The organism is Methanofollis aquaemaris (genome assembly GCF_017357525.1).
In the GTDB taxonomy this organism is placed as follows: Archaea; Halobacteriota; Methanomicrobia; order Methanomicrobiales; family Methanofollaceae; genus Methanofollis; species Methanofollis aquaemaris.
Genome location: NZ_CP036172.1, coordinates 137,375 through 151,901 on the forward strand (window position 1 = coordinate 137,375; position 14,527 = coordinate 151,901).

Genomic DNA, 14,527 nt, shown 5'->3' on the forward strand with positions numbered 1-14,527 from the left:
ATGAATGAACTAACCAGAAAAGTTCTTACGACACTTGAGGCCGCCGAGGGTCCGGTCACGCCCGAGGCGCTCGGCAAGGAACTCGGGATCCCCATCTCCTCGGTCACCAGACAAATCAAAGACCTGAGAGAGGCGGGGTACGATATAGAGTCATCCATCGATTCAGGATATCACCTGGTCAGGGTCGGCGACGCCCTCACCCCGGAGGCGATCAAAAAGGTGCTCAAGACCACGGTCATCGGCAAAGAGATCGTCTATTATGAGAGCACCACCTCCACGAACTGGGCGGCGAAGAAACTCTGCGCCGAGCAGGACGCGGCCTCCCTCCACGGGACGATGGTCATCGCCGGGGAACAGACCGGCGGGTTCGGTCGGCTCGGCCGCGCCTGGGCTTCGCCGAAGGGCGGGATCTGGGCGAGCGTGATCCTCACGCCGGCCCTCCCCATCGACTCCCTCCCGATGATCATGATGGCCGCCTCGGTCGCGGTGGCACGGGCGATCCGGAGAAAATATGATCTCGGGGCCCTGATCAAATGGCCCAACGACGTATATATCGGGGACAAGAAAGTCGCCGGCCTCATCCTCGAGCTCTCCAGCGAGGGCGATGAGGTGCACTACTGTCTCCTGGGCCTGGGCATCGACGCCAACGTGGACCTCGACGAACTCTCGCCCGAACTGCAGCGGATGGTCACCTCGATCTCGGCCGAACTCGGGCACGAGGTCGACCGCGCCTCGCTCCTCGCCGTGATCATGCGCGAGTTCGAGAGCAGGTACCGGATCCTCGAGAGCGGCGAGTTCGATCCGATCATCAGGGAGTGGAAGAGTCTCTCGCTGACCCTTGATACGCGGGTCTCGATCCGGACGATGCGAAAGACCTTCGAGGGGGTCGCCATCGATATCGATCAGCATGGCGCTCTGATCATCAGGCGCGACAACGGACGGGTCGAGAAGGTCGTGGCCGGCGACATCGCACATCTCTAGAGGTCCACAGATGTACGGAGACGAACGTCGTTCCAGGATTATCGCAGAGTCCGCCGGGTTCATCGCCCTCATCGCGGCGGGTTCGTGGATCTCTTTCCCCTTCTTTCCGGTCCCCATCACGCTCCAGACCTTCTTCGTCCTCCTCTCAGGGGCGGTGATGAAGCGCTGGGCGGTGGTGCCGGCGACGCTGTACCTCGTCCTCGGGGTGCTCGGCCTCCCGATCTTCCACAACGGGACCGCGGGCCTGGGTGTTCTCCTCGGCCCGACCGGGGGATATATCCTCGGCTTCATCGGGGCGGCGCTGGTCGCGGGCCTCGCCTACGAGCATGCCTCCGAGAAGGTGCGGGTCGCGGGTCTGGCCCTGGCCACCGGGGTCATCTATCTCTTCGGCATCCCATGGCTCGCCCTCTCGACCGGCATGAGTGCCTGGGCGGCGGTCGTCGGCGGCATGCTCCTCTTCCTCCCCGGCGACGCGGTGAAGGCGGCGGCCGCTTACCTGGTGGCCAGACGGTTGGCATGATCACGATCACCGGTCTCAGGCATCAGATCCTCTCCATCCCCTTCCTCACTCTGGAGGAAGGATATACGGCGGTCATCGGCCAAAACGGCAGCGGCAAGTCGACCCTCCTCTCCCTCCTCGCCGGCCTTGCGCTTCCCGCGGCCGGAACGATCTCGGTCGACGATCGGCCGCCGCGGGGGGTGGAGGTCGGGTGGGTTGCTGAGTTTCCCGACCAGAGTCTTCTTTTCACCAGGGTCTACGACGAGGTGGCCGGGCCCTCGCGGTTTGCTCATCTCCCGTGCGCCGAGGTGGCGCGACGGGTCGACGAGGCCGCGGCCCTCGTCGGGATCGAGTCTCTCCTCCCCCGCACCTTCAGGGAACTCTCCGGGGGAGAGCGCGCCCTCGTCGCCCTTGCGACCGCCCTCTCCTCCCGGCCCGAACTCCTGGTCCTCGACGAGTTCGACTCGCACCTCGACGCCGAGACCGTCGGGAAGGTCGGCGAGGCGCTCGCCGCGTCGGGCGCCCGGTACTCTGTCAGGTGTACCCAGGATATGGAGACGGCGGCCTCCGCCGACATGGTCCTCTATCTCCAGGGGGGAAAGGTGCGGCATGCCGGCCCTCCCGACCAGGTCTTTTCGGCGTTGAAGGAAACCTGCTTCTACCCGTACTCACGGAGGATGCGCGATGCAGGTTGTCTGTGAAGACGTGCGCTTTACGAGAGGAGAGTTCACCCTCTCGTGCACCGGCACCTTTTGCCCGGGTCTCCACTTCGTCACCGGCCGGGTCGGGAGCGGGAAGACCACGCTTGCCCTCCTCCTTGCCGGACTCCTCGATCCCCTCTCCGGCAGGGTGCGCCGGGACGAGGTGGAGCGTCTCACCCTCTCCTTCCAGAACCCCGAATACCATGTGACCGGGGCGACGGTCAGGGCCGAGATCAGATCGTACGGTGTCGACGCCGCCGGGGTCGCCGCCGGGGTCGGGCTTACCGACCGCCTGGACGACGATCCCTTCGCCCTCTCGCGGGGCGAACTGAAACGTCTCCACCTCGCTTCCCTCCTCGCCGGTGAGTACGATCTTCTGGTCCTCGACGAGCCCTTCAGTTCCCTGGACTGCATCCAGAAACACCGGCTCTGTCGCGCCCTCGAAACGCGGCGCGGCGGGATCACCATCATCTTCACCCACGAACGCCAGGTGCTCCCCGCGGTCGACCATCTCTGGGAGGTCGAGGAGGGACAGGTGCTCGACCTCGGGGCGGTGCCCGAAGCGCTCGCGCGCTGGCGGCACGCCCCGCAGTATCTCAAAGAGGCGCGTGCGCGCGGGGACGCACCCGAGAACATCACCTTCAGAGACGCCATGGAGGCACGATGCAGGACGCGCGACTGAGACTTCTCTGCACCTTCGTCCTCTCCATTGCGGCCTTCCACTCGGTCGCGGGTGCGGCCCTCGTCTATCTCTGGTGGCTTGCCTTCAGCAGACGGACCGCCTCCCTCCCCTCCCCGCGGACGGTCGGGATGATCCTCCTCACCCTCGGGCTCACCGCCCTGGTGACGGAGTTCACCGGGGGAGACGGGATCTCGTATTTCTTCAGGCTTTTTGCAGTATTTCTCGTCGCCTTCTGGGCATACCGCGAGCGGGAGCCCGGCGAACTCCTCGCGGTCGGGACCGCACTCTTCGGCCGCGGCCCGGGTTTTGACCTCGGACTTGCCGGTGAGATGGGCGTGGAGGCCCTCGCCTCCCTGGAGACCGACATCGCCAGGACAAAGATGGCCCTCCAATTGAAGGGAAAAACCTGGGGTTTCCGGGCGCTGGTCCCCTTTGCCCTCACGGTCCTCCACGCACAGATGCGGCGCTCGACCGAACGTGCCGCTCTGCTTGCTGTGAGGGGATACCGGGGCGGGGGCTCGATCTGTCCTGAGTTCAGGCCTGATGCGGCCGGGTACGGCGCCGCAGCTCTCGCCTGTATGGTCTTTATTCTCTCATTTGTTCCCCTTGGTGATGTATTTATATGATCATGATGAAAAATTGAGAGGCTTATGGATGTTTGAGAGCCCCGAGGTATTCAGATGAGTGCAGCCAACCCTACACGAGTATATATTACCGATACAACGCTCAGGGATGCCCATCAATCGCTCATCGCCACCAGAATGAGGACCGAGGACATGCTCCCTCTGGCCCGCAAGATGGACGATGTGGGATTCTTCTCCCTTGAAGCATGGGGTGGTGCGACCTTTGACAGCGGTATCAGGTTCCTTAACGACGACCCCTGGGAACGGCTCAGGGACCTGAAAGCAGAGCTCGCAAAGACCCCGATCCAGATGCTGCTGCGGGGGCAGAACCTGGTAGGCTACCGGCACTATCCCGACGACGTCGTCGAGAAATTCGTCGACGCGGCGTACAAAAACGGCGTTGATATCTTCAGGGTCTTCGACGCCCTCAACGATATCAGAAATATGGAGAAGGCCTTCGCCTCGGTGAAGGCGCAGGGCGCCCATCTCCAGGGCACGATCTCGTACACGACGAGTCCGGTGCATACCACTGCGAAGTTCATCGAGATGGCCGAGGAACTGGCGGCCCATGACTGTGACTCGATCTGTATCAAGGACATGGCCGGGCTGATCATGCCCGAGGCGACCCGCAGCCTCATCTCCGGGATCAAGGAACGGGTCGACATCCCGATCTGTCTCCACTCGCACTCGACGAGCGGGATCGCCTCGATGAGTTACCAGGCGGCCATTGAGGCCGGGGTCGATATCCTGGACACGGCGATGTCGCCCTTCGCCCTCGGCACCTCTCAGCCCCCGACCGAGAGCGTGGTGGCCTCCCTCAAGGGCACGACGCGCGATACCGGGATCGATCTCCATGCGCTCAGAGCTGCAAGAGATCTCTGCCTCGGGCTCAGGGAGAAGTACGGCGGGCTCCTCGACCCCATCTCAGAGCGGGTGGACAGCGACGTGCTCGTCTACCAGTTGCCCGGCGGAATGATCTCGAACCTGGTCTCCCAGCTCAAGGAGCAGGACGCCCTCAACCGTCTCGACGAGGTGCTCGCCGAGATCCCGCGGGTGCGCGAAGATCTCGGTTACCCTCCCCTGGTCACCCCGACGAGCCAGATCGTGGGGACGCAGGCGGTCCTCAACGTCCTGATGGGAGCAGAGCGCTACTCCAACGTGACCAAGGAGGTCAAGGACTATGTCAGGGGGCTGTACGGGCGGCCGCCCGCCGCGATCTCCGGGGAGATCAGGGTCAGGATCATCGGCGACGAAGAGGTGATCACCGTGAGGCCGGCCGACCTGCTGGAGCCTGCCTACGAGAAGATGCGCGAGCAGGCCGAAAAGGACGGGCTGGTCAGGAAGGAGGAGGATGTCCTCACCTACATCCTGTACCCGGCGATCGCGCCCTCGTTCCTCAAGGGCGAGCGCAAACCCGAGCCCATCCCCGAAGCGGTCCAGGCAGTCCAGGCGGCGGCCGAGGTGCCGGGCTTCATGGAGGTCGAGGTCGACGGCGAGGTCTTCTCGGTGCGGATCCTCTCGGTCGAGGGGAGCGCGGTCGAGACGGCCGTCCCTGCCGTCGGCAAAGAGATCCCGAGAGGCGAGATCGCTGGCGGGGTCAAGTCCAACATGCAGGGCATGGTCCTTGAGGTGCGGGCGAGTGTCGGTGCAAAGGTGAAGAAGGGCGACGTCCTCCTGGTCCTGGAGGCGATGAAGATGGAGAACCCCATCTACGCCGCTGCAGACGGAAAGGTCGCCGAGATCTTCGTGGACGTCGGCGATGTCGTCCAGAACGGCGACGTGCTCATGGTGGTCGAGTAGACCGCCCCATCATCTCGTGAGGTTGTATGAGGTATTTTGAGAAGGTACTCATCGCGAACAGGGGCGAGATCGCGATCCGGGTGATGCGGGGGTGCCGCGAACTCGGGATCGAGACGGTGGCGGTCTACTCGACGCCGGACAAGAATGCCCTCCATGTGAAGTACGCCGACGAGGCGTTCTTCGTCGGCGAGGCGCCGCCCCAGAAGAGTTACCTGAATATGGAGCGGATCCTCGAGATCGCAAAGATGTCGGGGGCCGAGGCGGTCCATCCGGGCTATGGGTTCCTGGCCGAGAATGCGACGTTCGCGCGACGCGTCGAGGAGGAGGGGCTCACCTTCATCGGGCCGTCCTGGAAGACCATCGAGATGATGGGCTCGAAGATCGAGAGCAAGCAGGCGATGAAGGCGGCCGGCGTCCCGGTTCTTCCGGGGACCGAGGGCGGGGTGAAAAGTCTGGACGAGGCCGCAAAGGTCGCCGAAGAGATCGGGTACCCGGTCATCGTCAAGGCGAGCGCTGGCGGCGGTGGGATCGGGATGCACATCGTCAACTCGCCGGCAGAACTCGAGGAGGCGATCAAGGGGAGCATGAAGATCGCGGAGTCGGCCTTCGGCGATCCGACGGTCTTCATCGAGAAGTACCTGGTCAAGCCGCGTCACATCGAGTTCCAGGTGCTCGCCGACCGGTACGGCAACACGCTCCACCTGTACGATCGCGAGTGTTCGATCCAGCGCCGCCACCAGAAACTCGTCGAGGAGGCGCCCAGCCCCATCATGACCGATGAACTCCGCGAGCGGATGTCCGCCTCGGCGGTGACGGTCGCCAAGACTTCGGGCTACAAGAACGCGGGGACGGTGGAGTTCCTGTACGCCGACGGCGAGTATTATTTCATGGAGATGAACACCCGTCTCCAGGTCGAGCACACGATCACCGAGATGATCACCGGCATCGATCTCGTCAAGCAGCAGCTGGCGGTCGCGGCCGGGCTCGACCTCCCCTTCGGCCAGGAGGATGTCAGTATCCGCGGGCACGCGATCGAGTGCCGGATCAATGCGGAGGACCCGCTCAACAACTTCATGGCAGACCCCGGCAAGATCGTGCGGTACCGCTCGCCGGGCGGGCCGGGGATCAGGGTGGACTCGGGGATCCATATGGGCTATGCGATCCCGCCGAACTACGACTCGATGATCTCCAAACTCTGCGCCTGGGGGCAGACGAGGATGGAAGCGATCGAGCGGATGCGCCGGGCGATCTACGAGTATGTCATCCTGGGCGTGAAGACGACTCTCCCTCTCCACCATGCGATCATGCACAACCGCGAGTTCGTGCAGGGCAATACTCATACCCATTTCCTCAAGGAGGAGCATATTGCCCAGGCGCTCAGCCGCTCGCTGCGTGAGGAGGAGACACGCATGCAGACGCTGGCGGCGTCGTTGCGCCAGGGGAAAGAGATGGCGGCGATTTCGGCCGCGGTCAATGTCTACGTCAACCAGCGGCGGCGGGGATAGGCCTCGCCCCACAATAACCTTTATTAGTCCGTCCGTCCTTGTTATAATGCACTTAGGTGCAAACACTCATGCTGCGGTGGCCTAGTTGGTTAGGGCGCCAGACTCATAGGGTTTAGAGTGTCACGGAGCGCCCAGATCTGAGATATCTGGAGGTCGGGGGTTCGGATCCCCCTCGCAGCATCTTGAAGTCAATTATGGATCTTTTTATTGTGCAAGAGTATCCTGTCACTCCTACGGGTGCTCATCGTGCAACTGACTCGTATTTTCATGGTGACCGATGTCGCGCCATCGACCGCGCCAGCGTCTCCTCGTCGAGAGGCACCTGCATTTGCTGGCATCCTTTTCACGCACGACCCCATGCTCATCTTGTCGATTCTTCTGTTCGGCTTCCTCCTCTGGTCGTCCTTCGCGGCCACGATCTCCATGGTTCATGAGCTCGTGCCAACACAGATCGGCCTGATCTTGGGACATTTCATGGGGATCGCCATGGGTGCGGGCGGGATCGGCGGTTCGATCCCCGGCGTGATCACCGACCATTTCGGTCTGACGGCAACGCTTGCAACGTTCACCTAATTGTCTTTCTTGCGACGGTTCTGTTCGCCACGGTCGGGTATCCGTCGAAGAAAGACGGAACTGTGGAAGAGTGAAATCGTGAGGAGTCAGCCATCAATATAATCTATGGTGAGGTCCGGGGAGATTGAGAATCGCCGCTCATGTCTCTGCTCACAGATGGGACGCGTGCGTTTCAACTGGATACTGGAGAGAGTAAGGCCTAGGCTCCCCCGGAGAATTTTTTACCAAAAAAATTCCGCGAATGTGAGAAAGACTGTCCGGTAAAATCGGAGAAATAGTGCGAGGAGTGGGATTCGAACCCATGGACACCTTCGTGACCGGATCTTAAGTCTCATACATTCACATGGCACAGGACTCGGTAGTGCCCCAGAATAGAACTGAAAATCTATTTCAGAAAATCGGACCTAATTCCGTCGAGCAGTGACTTGTATTCATAGCAGAAACTCGCACAGAGAGAGTTTTTTTTGTTATCAGTTATTGCCTGGGGCACTACCGAAAATTCAATGAAAGAAATTATTGAAAGCGTAGATTATAAAGATCTTATCGCTCGATTGAAGAAGGATTTAGAGATCCAAAGTGGGTAACGTAGTTATTTGCATTTGAATTTTTCAAGATATCCAAGATTTTATATTCTATGATTTCAGCGAGATCGTTATCATATAATTTTCGGGCATTTTCCATTTAATGGGCATTGTTCGCAGTCGGGATTACTTGGTTTACACCACCCATTCCCAATTTCCCAGCAAACAGAATCATAAAATCCAGGATATTCGGGATATATTTTCTGGGCGATTTCAATGATCTCCTTGATTTTTGCATCCCTTGGAGCCAAACCCATTCTCTTGAAAACACGTTCAATATGCACATCACCAGAAACATCAATAGCACGATGATTCGGTAGCGGTAATTTGAAATCCCGGACGAGTACGTTTACCGCCATCGTAGAAATCTTCTGTCCCACTCTATGAAATTCCTGGAATCTTCTAATGACCGTCTTACAGTCAGGCTCGTCCCACGTCCAAATGTTGGATGCGTCATTATCATATTCAAAATGGATTTTTTGTATCGCAGCGTGGAAAGCAAAAGCCATTTTATCATTAAAATGGTGTAAGGAATGTTCATGGAAAATAGATTTCGTAGTAGCGAGATCTAGTTTCAAAAAAGATTCAAAATCCTTTCCATTCAACAACTCTGATATAAAATATGGGATAATCCAGCCACGCTGAAATACGATTTGTTGGTTCATTATACTGCCTAGAACGAAAAAATGTGGAAAATGTTCGATATCATTGATTATTTTATCTGCCCCAACGTTTTTAGTAAATTCAATTATCACTCGAGGCCGCTGGTGTAATTCAAGCGCCTGGGAAAGAAGAAAATCTTCCAATTCTTTATTCGATGAGGCCATAAAACATGATTTAAATTTTGGAGTAAATAAAATATAGGTCAGGATATCCCGTGCGTAATTTAGCAATAATTAGAGCCATCATTTTTTCATGCAAAAATAAAATTATTAATCGAGTACATATAAACACATTGTGTCATCAAAAATCTACTTCAAAGAAATCGATGTTGTAATTTACTTTCCAGAATATGGAAATGAGAATTGAGATATAAAGAAATATGGCGTTGCATACCGAGATCGCTTCAACAAAAAGAGTTAATCGGGCGTGAGAATCAATTTCAAAGATGTCTTAGTTATCCTGCGTTAAAAAATCAATATCCCCACACTATAGAGGATTTCCATTAACCCCTCTTTTTTCAAAAAAATCTGAATTATCGTGTCCTCTTCTCAGCGACGGCCAGACGGAGCATCAAACACATCCCGAAAGAATATGCCCTCAAGGTCGGTGAAGAGTTGGTGTCCCTCGCATCTGGATAAAGTGATGGTCATCCATGGTATCGAGGTGGGGCACCGAAGTAAGGTGTATCGGAAATATTGACACCTCTATCATTCAACCAAAAAAGAAAACCGAATAAAAAAACTTTAAATTTTTTCTCAGAATGGCCACATCGGGGACATGCTCTTTCGTTCACCTTCCGTTGAGGCGGCCTTTGTTGATCGGTCTGCCTTCCTCCTCCTGCAGTTTGTTCAGGTGCTGTGGAGGCCGGAGCAGGGCGGGACCAGGGCGGGACCAGGATGGGACCAAGCTGGGACCAAGATAGACCTTGATCCAGAAAGTGTCGAGATCCTGCGTGCGTGCATGACAGAGAAGCCCATGGTCGAACTCCTCACCGTTGCCGGCAGGACAAACCGCACCAGGTTCAGGGACCAAGTTCTCAGGCCCCTGCTCGATGCCGGACTTGTCGAGATGACCATCCCCGAGAAACCAGGAAGCGGCAAACAGAGATGCCGGGCCACGGAGAAAGGACATGTTCTGATCGGAGAAGATCGTTCATGAATGAACGAATTCCCGGATAAATCTGTTTCAATCCAGAGGATTGTTCAGGCGCCGGATACTTCTGGGATATGCTCGATGTGATATGGTGCCATCCGTCAAACCGACAGGTCTAAGAAAAGACAGAACAAGATTCATTTCATCAATACTGTCGATGAGGTCGCCTGCGAGATCAGGTCCGGAGTCTCCCCGCCAGGAAATATATTGGATGTGTGATGACACCCAGGATGATTCAGGTGACACGCTACAACCGGTGAAAAGATCTGTGGGCAATAATATCAGTCTCCCGTCGTCACTCATATCAATATCGAATCTGTGATGGCCCCCCCGGAAGAAGCAAGCCTCCTTCTGGATGGATTCTCGATGTGTCTGAATGATTCAATCGATCGAAATGATTGAGGTTTTCTCAAAAAGGAGTCTATCAGAGGAACTCTGGATTCAGCGGAGGAAAGATGGAGAGCAGTAAAAAACTCACGGTCATGGTTTCATCCACGGTCTATGGCATTGAGGAACTCCTGGACCGGATATACACACTCTTAACGGCATTCGGTTATGAAGTCTGGATGTCGCACAAGGGAACCATGCCGGTCTTTTCAAACCGTTCCGCTTTTGATAACTGCATCGCGGGGGTAACGAACTGCGACCTCTTTCTCGGGCTGATCACTCCTCATTACGGCAGCGGGAAAGATGAGGACGGACTCTCCATCACTCATCAGGAACTGAGAAAAGCCATTGAACTTAACAAGCCCCGTTGGCTTCTAGCCCATGATAATGTGGTTTTTGCCAGATCGCTCCTGAACCATCTCGGGTATAACGGAGAGGACGGTCGAAGACAACTTTCACTGAGAAAAAATCAGATCCTGGATGATCTCCGTGTCATCGACATGTATGAAGAAGCCATTCTCTCCCAGAAACCCCTGCAAGACCGGCAGGGCAACTGGGTTCAAAAATTTCGTTCCGATGATGACGCTGCTCTTTTTGCCATGGCACAGTTCTCTCGCTATCAGGAAGTCGAGGCGTTCGTGCATGAAAACTTACGTGACAGTGCACGTATTTCTCAAATCATCTATGATAAGGGGGAGCATCCATGAAAATAGAGAATATCAGAGAGGTTCTGCTGCTTGGAGATGACCAGAGCATTGAGGTTTTATCCCGGTGCCTGGATCTAGAACACATCGGCACAACAGTCTGTGGTTTTCTCAATACGTCCGGGGGGTCTATTGTATGTGGGGTGGACGATAAGGGGAACATTATCGGCATCGATGACGCCGAGAATGCGGCGAGGGATCTTGAACGTGGACTGTTACATGGTCTTTCTCCTACGGCGCTGGTTTCTGTTCAGGTATATAGAGTTGAAGAGGAGACCTTGCTGGTTGTCGAGGTGCCGGCCGGCAAGGATCTGCCGTACGCATTTGAGAATGTGATTTATCTTCATGAAGGTCAGACCACCCGAAGAGCAGATGTCGAAACGATCCGCGACATGGTGCTCCGCAAACAGGTTGAACCAGAGAGATGGGAACGGCGTTTTTCTTCCGCCGACATGAAAATCGATCTGGACGGAGATGAAATTCGTTCCGCGATCCATGCCGTGAATAAGTCTTCTCGATTTCAGTTTCGAGATGGTGACAATACGGTCATGGTTCTTGAAGACCTTGCAGTGTGCCGATATGGCCGCCTGACCAATGGCGGCGATGTACTCTTTGGAACCAATCCCGCGATGCGTAACCCCCAGGTCAGGGTACGTGCCGCCTGTTTTACGGCAGACAGGACCGACGACACCTACAGAGATATGAAGTCCTTTGAGGGGCCTCTGGTCCCGGTTTTAGAGAATGTATTCCGTTTTATTCAACGAAACACTCCCACAATATCGCGTTTTGGGAAAGGCAATCTGGAACGCCGGGACGACTCCCTCTATCCGGTGGCGGCGATCAGGGAGGGGTTGGTGAACGCCTTCGTCCACCGGGACTATAGTAATTTTTCCGGAGGGATTGCTGTTTCCATCTATCCCGACCGCCTGGAGATCTGGAACTCCGGTACATTCCCTGAAGGGGTAACCCCTGATGACCTATCGACCGGTCACATCTCGGTGCTGCGTAACCCTGACATTGCCCATGTACTTTATCTGCGGGGGTTGATGGAGAAGATGGGCCGTGGGAGCGTGATGATCAGGAAGGCCTGTGATGAAAACGGTTTACCTCTGCCGCGGTGGTCGGAGGATGACCGCGGGGTCACTCTTACTTTCTATGCCCCGGAAGTCACCCCGGAAGTCACCCCGGAAGTCACCCCGGAAGTCACCCCGGAAGTCACCCCGGAAGTCATACGGATGCTCAGGGTCTTTGAAGGAGAGATGTCTCGGAAGAACCTCCAGGATATTCTCGGTCTGAAAGACAATGAACACTTCAGGAAAACCTATCTGCTGCCAGCAATCCACGACAATCTGATTGAAATGACGATCCCGGCCAAACCTAAGAGCAGCAGGCAGAAATATCGCCTCACTGAGAAAGGACGTGCTCTGATAGGAGAAGATCGTTCATGAATGCTGCCCGACCAGTTCTTGATCGAGATCGGAGCCATCCCAAAACTCTCCTGCCCCTCCTCCACAGAAGATAAAGAGAGATGATAGGGTCAAACCCTCTCACCTCTTCGCAGGGTGAACCTACATTCATCGCCTTCTTCTTTCAATCGCGCCGGGGGTTCCTCGAAGACTTTCGTCTTCTCGAACTCGCTGACGCTCATTTCCACCGGACACTGAAATTGTGATTGGGCCGGGAAGAAACGCATGGAGGGCTGTGTAGAATCAGGCATGAAGCGAACGCACGCCTCAAGCATACCGCATGAAAAGTTTTTCATGGTAAACCACCCAATTTTCATCAACGTAACCCCCTTGTGAACTGAATCCGTTGCCCTCCTTGCAGAGCCACTCTTTCTGGCCCGATACATCGAGAAAGCCGGCACCGGCACCCTCGATATGATCGATCTATGCGAGCGGGCGGGCCTCTCTTCGCCGATGTTCAGGCAGGAGGGCGGGCAGTTTGTTCAGGTGCTGTGGAGGCCAGAGCAGGGCGGGACCAGGATGGACCTTGATCAGGAGAGTGTCGAGATCCTGCGTGCGTGCATGACAGAGAAGTCCATGATCGAACTCCTCACCGTTGTCGGCAGGGAAAAACCGCACCAGGTCCAGTGACCAGATCCTCAGGCCCCTGCTCGATGCCGGCCCTGTCAAGATGACCATCCCCGAGAAACCAGGAAGCGGCAAACAGAGATACCGGGCCACGGAGGGTGATCACGCGAGTATTTCCCGCGAACGAGGGCAATTCGACACGGACGGATGTATCTTCCTGAAATCCGCCCTTTTCTCCCCCATCCCGAACTACGAATGAACGACTAAAATGTGTAAAATGAGTGGTTCGCCATCCGCCGCACCGTCGCTGAGTATTCAGAAAGGTTAGGGTTTGGTTCTCCTTCCCGCAAGCAGCACCATCGCGGTCAGAAGAGCAACGATACCGATACCCGTTCCGAAGCCGGGTGCGGACGCAGGCACGGTTTCCGTCACGCTGATGCTCTTTTGCGCATAGATGAGGTCTCCATGGAACGACGGGAAATGCGTTTCGACCCACACCATTCGATCGCCGTCCAGGAACGGGTCGTCGACCTGGCCGTCCACCGAAATTTTTTCACCCGTTCCTGCCTCCGGATCACAGAGGAGGATTGTCGAACCCGGCGTATTCTCCGAATAAATCCAGCCGATTCGTTCTCCGTCGGTAAACGGTGAAGAAATCTTCAGATCCTTCTTATCTTCGGCCGGTGTTTTCGAAGGTTCCAAAAAAGTCCCTGTCGCAGGGTCGAGCAGTCTCTTCTCTCTCGTCGAGAGGAGATAGAGATACAACTCGTCGAACGTCCCCTTATCAGGACCCTCGAAGGTGACGGTATGCTTGAGGTAGATCAGGTAATCGCCGCCCAGTGCATAGGATTCGACGTGGGAGCCGGATTTGTTCCCGAAGACATTGCGAAAAATCGTCGTGTTCGTTCTGGTTTCGAGAGAATACAGGTAGAGACCTTCAGAATTCAGGTACGCGATATGGTCGCCGTCAAAGAGAACGCCCGCGGGATCATCGACCGGCAGTTCGCAGACCTGTTCGCTCTTCCCTGTCCCGATGTCATAGAGGAAGATCGGGATGTTGAACAGATCGGCGGATTCGCCCAACCAGATGATCCGTCCCCCGTCGATCTTCGGCCACTCTGCGGTGCCCGGAGCATCGATGATCTCTGCAGAACCGTTCCGGAGCGAGTACAGGTACACCCGGCTCGGCGCCGTGCTGGTTTCATTCATCCCGAAGTCATCAATGGGAGTTTCGAACCATACCGCGTACTCCGCTGAAATGTCCGGCCCGGTTACCATCATGTTTGCTGATGGACTGCCGATGATCGTCCGTTCACCGGTCTGTACTGCATGGAGGTATATTCTGTTCTGCGAACAATCGATCTCTTCCGCCCCTGCGAGGGATATGATGTATTCTCCGGAGATCTTTCCTCCCAGTGCATCGGTGGTGTTTTCGGAGACACTCGTCGTCACCCACCCGGGGTCTGCCGAGACGGGGGTCGCACACAGGACCAGAACAATGAACAACGCCGCGATGCAGACGGTCGTGAAGAATGTTCTGCGCATAGCGTAGTATGTCTTTCTCCGGGGTGAAAATTTTATTGCCCCGCATATCTCGGATAAATTCCATAAAAGAGGAGTCAGGGCATTATCTGCATCACTTT

The 14,527-nt window shown here is 56.3% G+C and carries 16 protein-coding genes and 1 tRNA gene; 14 read left to right on the plus strand and 3 right to left on the minus strand.

The genetic code is table 11. The annotated features are described in order from the left end of the window. From RJ40_RS00655 to RJ40_RS00695, 9 genes are all read left to right on the plus strand, one after another. Entirely contained in the window at positions 1-981 is a 981-nt protein-coding gene (locus RJ40_RS00655) for a biotin--[acetyl-CoA-carboxylase] ligase (RefSeq protein WP_265581416.1), read from the plus strand. A 10-nt stretch (positions 982-991) separates the two neighbouring features. After that, on the plus strand, positions 992-1,501 hold the full coding sequence (locus RJ40_RS00660) for a biotin transporter BioY (RefSeq protein ID WP_265581417.1): 510 nt from the start codon (positions 992-994) through the stop codon (positions 1,499-1,501). Next, a complete protein-coding gene (locus RJ40_RS00665; RefSeq protein WP_265581418.1) occupies positions 1,498-2,181 on the plus strand; it encodes an ATP-binding cassette domain-containing protein in 684 nt (227 codons plus the stop codon). Before RJ40_RS00660 ends, RJ40_RS00665 begins: the two co-directional genes overlap by 4 nt. Further along, positions 2,165-2,863: an ATP-binding cassette domain-containing protein gene (locus tag RJ40_RS00670; protein ID WP_265581419.1), complete on the plus strand. Its 699-nt coding sequence runs from the start codon at positions 2,165-2,167 to the stop codon at positions 2,861-2,863. The genes RJ40_RS00665 and RJ40_RS00670 overlap by 17 nt, the downstream gene beginning before the upstream one ends. Then, positions 2,845-3,489, plus strand: coding sequence for a hypothetical protein (locus tag RJ40_RS00675; protein WP_265581420.1), 645 nt, complete (start codon positions 2,845-2,847; stop codon positions 3,487-3,489). Before RJ40_RS00670 ends, RJ40_RS00675 begins: the two co-directional genes overlap by 19 nt. Positions 3,490-3,543: 54 nt before the next feature. Continuing rightward, positions 3,544-5,286, plus strand: coding sequence for a sodium-extruding oxaloacetate decarboxylase subunit alpha (oadA, locus tag RJ40_RS00680; RefSeq protein WP_265581421.1), 1,743 nt, complete (start codon positions 3,544-3,546; stop codon positions 5,284-5,286). 26 nt (positions 5,287-5,312) lie between these two features. Next, positions 5,313-6,791, plus strand: coding sequence for an acetyl-CoA carboxylase biotin carboxylase subunit (locus tag RJ40_RS00685; protein WP_265581422.1), 1,479 nt, complete (start codon positions 5,313-5,315; stop codon positions 6,789-6,791). Between the two features lie 70 nt (positions 6,792-6,861). Further along, positions 6,862-6,971, plus strand: a tRNA-Met gene (locus tag RJ40_RS00690). A gap of 66 nt (positions 6,972-7,037) precedes the next feature. Next, positions 7,038-7,364 (plus strand): MFS transporter, encoded by a 327-nt coding sequence (locus tag RJ40_RS00695; protein WP_265581423.1) that lies wholly within the window; start codon positions 7,038-7,040, stop codon positions 7,362-7,364. 655 nt (positions 7,365-8,019) lie between these two features. Here RJ40_RS00695 and RJ40_RS00700 read toward each other — a convergent pair. Further along, a complete protein-coding gene (locus RJ40_RS00700) occupies positions 8,020-8,772 on the minus strand; it encodes a hypothetical protein (protein ID WP_265581424.1) in 753 nt (250 codons plus the stop codon). A 613-nt stretch (positions 8,773-9,385) separates the two neighbouring features. On the opposite strand from RJ40_RS00700, the gene RJ40_RS00705 reads away from it, so the two are divergent. The 3 genes from RJ40_RS00705 to RJ40_RS00715 all read left to right on the plus strand — a co-directional run bounded on the left by RJ40_RS00705 (position 9,386) and on the right by RJ40_RS00715 (position 12,299). Beyond that, positions 9,386-9,766: a Fic family protein gene (locus RJ40_RS00705; RefSeq protein WP_265581425.1), complete on the plus strand. Its 381-nt coding sequence runs from the start codon at positions 9,386-9,388 to the stop codon at positions 9,764-9,766. A gap of 449 nt (positions 9,767-10,215) precedes the next feature. Next, positions 10,216-10,854: a DUF4062 domain-containing protein gene (locus RJ40_RS00710; RefSeq protein ID WP_265581426.1), complete on the plus strand. Its 639-nt coding sequence runs from the start codon at positions 10,216-10,218 to the stop codon at positions 10,852-10,854. Further along, positions 10,851-12,299 (plus strand): Fic family protein, encoded by a 1,449-nt coding sequence (locus RJ40_RS00715; protein WP_265581427.1) that lies wholly within the window; start codon positions 10,851-10,853, stop codon positions 12,297-12,299. Before RJ40_RS00710 ends, RJ40_RS00715 begins: the two co-directional genes overlap by 4 nt. Before the next feature lie 89 nt (positions 12,300-12,388). On the opposite strand, the gene RJ40_RS00720 is transcribed toward RJ40_RS00715, so the two are convergent. Continuing rightward, positions 12,389-12,634, minus strand: coding sequence for a hypothetical protein (locus tag RJ40_RS00720; protein ID WP_265581429.1), 246 nt, complete (start codon positions 12,632-12,634; stop codon positions 12,389-12,391). A 97-nt stretch (positions 12,635-12,731) separates the two neighbouring features. Here RJ40_RS00720 and RJ40_RS00725 point away from each other — a divergent pair, with 97 nt between their 5' ends. Together RJ40_RS00725 and RJ40_RS13005 are read left to right on the plus strand one after the other, a co-directional pair. Beyond that, entirely contained in the window at positions 12,732-12,947 is a 216-nt protein-coding gene (locus tag RJ40_RS00725) for a hypothetical protein (protein ID WP_265581430.1), read from the plus strand. Further along, positions 12,913-13,143 carry a Fic family protein gene (locus RJ40_RS13005; protein WP_394357392.1) on the plus strand — a complete coding sequence of 77 codons (231 nt, stop codon included), beginning with the start codon at positions 12,913-12,915 and terminating at the stop codon, positions 13,141-13,143. Before RJ40_RS00725 ends, RJ40_RS13005 begins: the two co-directional genes overlap by 35 nt. A gap of 65 nt (positions 13,144-13,208) precedes the next feature. Here the strand turns inward: RJ40_RS13005 and RJ40_RS00730 are convergent, their stop codons facing one another. Then, positions 13,209-14,429 (minus strand): hypothetical protein, encoded by a 1,221-nt coding sequence (locus RJ40_RS00730; protein ID WP_265581431.1) that lies wholly within the window; start codon positions 14,427-14,429, stop codon positions 13,209-13,211. Between the last annotated feature and the right edge of the window lie 98 nt (positions 14,430-14,527).

Coding starts and splice junctions, on each gene's coding strand:
- RJ40_RS00730 (WP_265581431.1), bottom strand. CDS start 14,429: ATGCGCAGAACATTCTTCACGACCGTCTGCATCGCGGCGTTGTTCATT.
- RJ40_RS00715 (WP_265581427.1), top strand. CDS start 10,851: ATGAAAATAGAGAATATCAGAGAGGTTCTGCTGCTTGGAGATGACCAG.
- RJ40_RS00655 (WP_265581416.1), top strand. CDS start 1: ATGAATGAACTAACCAGAAAAGTTCTTACGACACTTGAGGCCGCCGAG.
- RJ40_RS00705 (WP_265581425.1), top strand. CDS start 9,386: ATGCTCTTTCGTTCACCTTCCGTTGAGGCGGCCTTTGTTGATCGGTCT.
- oadA (WP_265581421.1), top strand. CDS start 3,544: ATGAGTGCAGCCAACCCTACACGAGTATATATTACCGATACAACGCTC.
- RJ40_RS00720 (WP_265581429.1), bottom strand. CDS start 12,634: ATGAAAATTGGGTGGTTTACCATGAAAAACTTTTCATGCGGTATGCTT.
- RJ40_RS00710 (WP_265581426.1), top strand. CDS start 10,216: ATGGAGAGCAGTAAAAAACTCACGGTCATGGTTTCATCCACGGTCTAT.
- RJ40_RS00725 (WP_265581430.1), top strand. CDS start 12,732: ATGATCGATCTATGCGAGCGGGCGGGCCTCTCTTCGCCGATGTTCAGG.
- RJ40_RS00660 (WP_265581417.1), top strand. CDS start 992: ATGTACGGAGACGAACGTCGTTCCAGGATTATCGCAGAGTCCGCCGGG.
- RJ40_RS00700 (WP_265581424.1), bottom strand. CDS start 8,772: ATGGCCTCATCGAATAAAGAATTGGAAGATTTTCTTCTTTCCCAGGCG.
- RJ40_RS00675 (WP_265581420.1), top strand. CDS start 2,845: ATGCAGGACGCGCGACTGAGACTTCTCTGCACCTTCGTCCTCTCCATT.
- RJ40_RS00665 (WP_265581418.1), top strand. CDS start 1,498: ATGATCACGATCACCGGTCTCAGGCATCAGATCCTCTCCATCCCCTTC.
- RJ40_RS00685 (WP_265581422.1), top strand. CDS start 5,313: ATGAGGTATTTTGAGAAGGTACTCATCGCGAACAGGGGCGAGATCGCG.
- RJ40_RS00670 (WP_265581419.1), top strand. CDS start 2,165: ATGCAGGTTGTCTGTGAAGACGTGCGCTTTACGAGAGGAGAGTTCACC.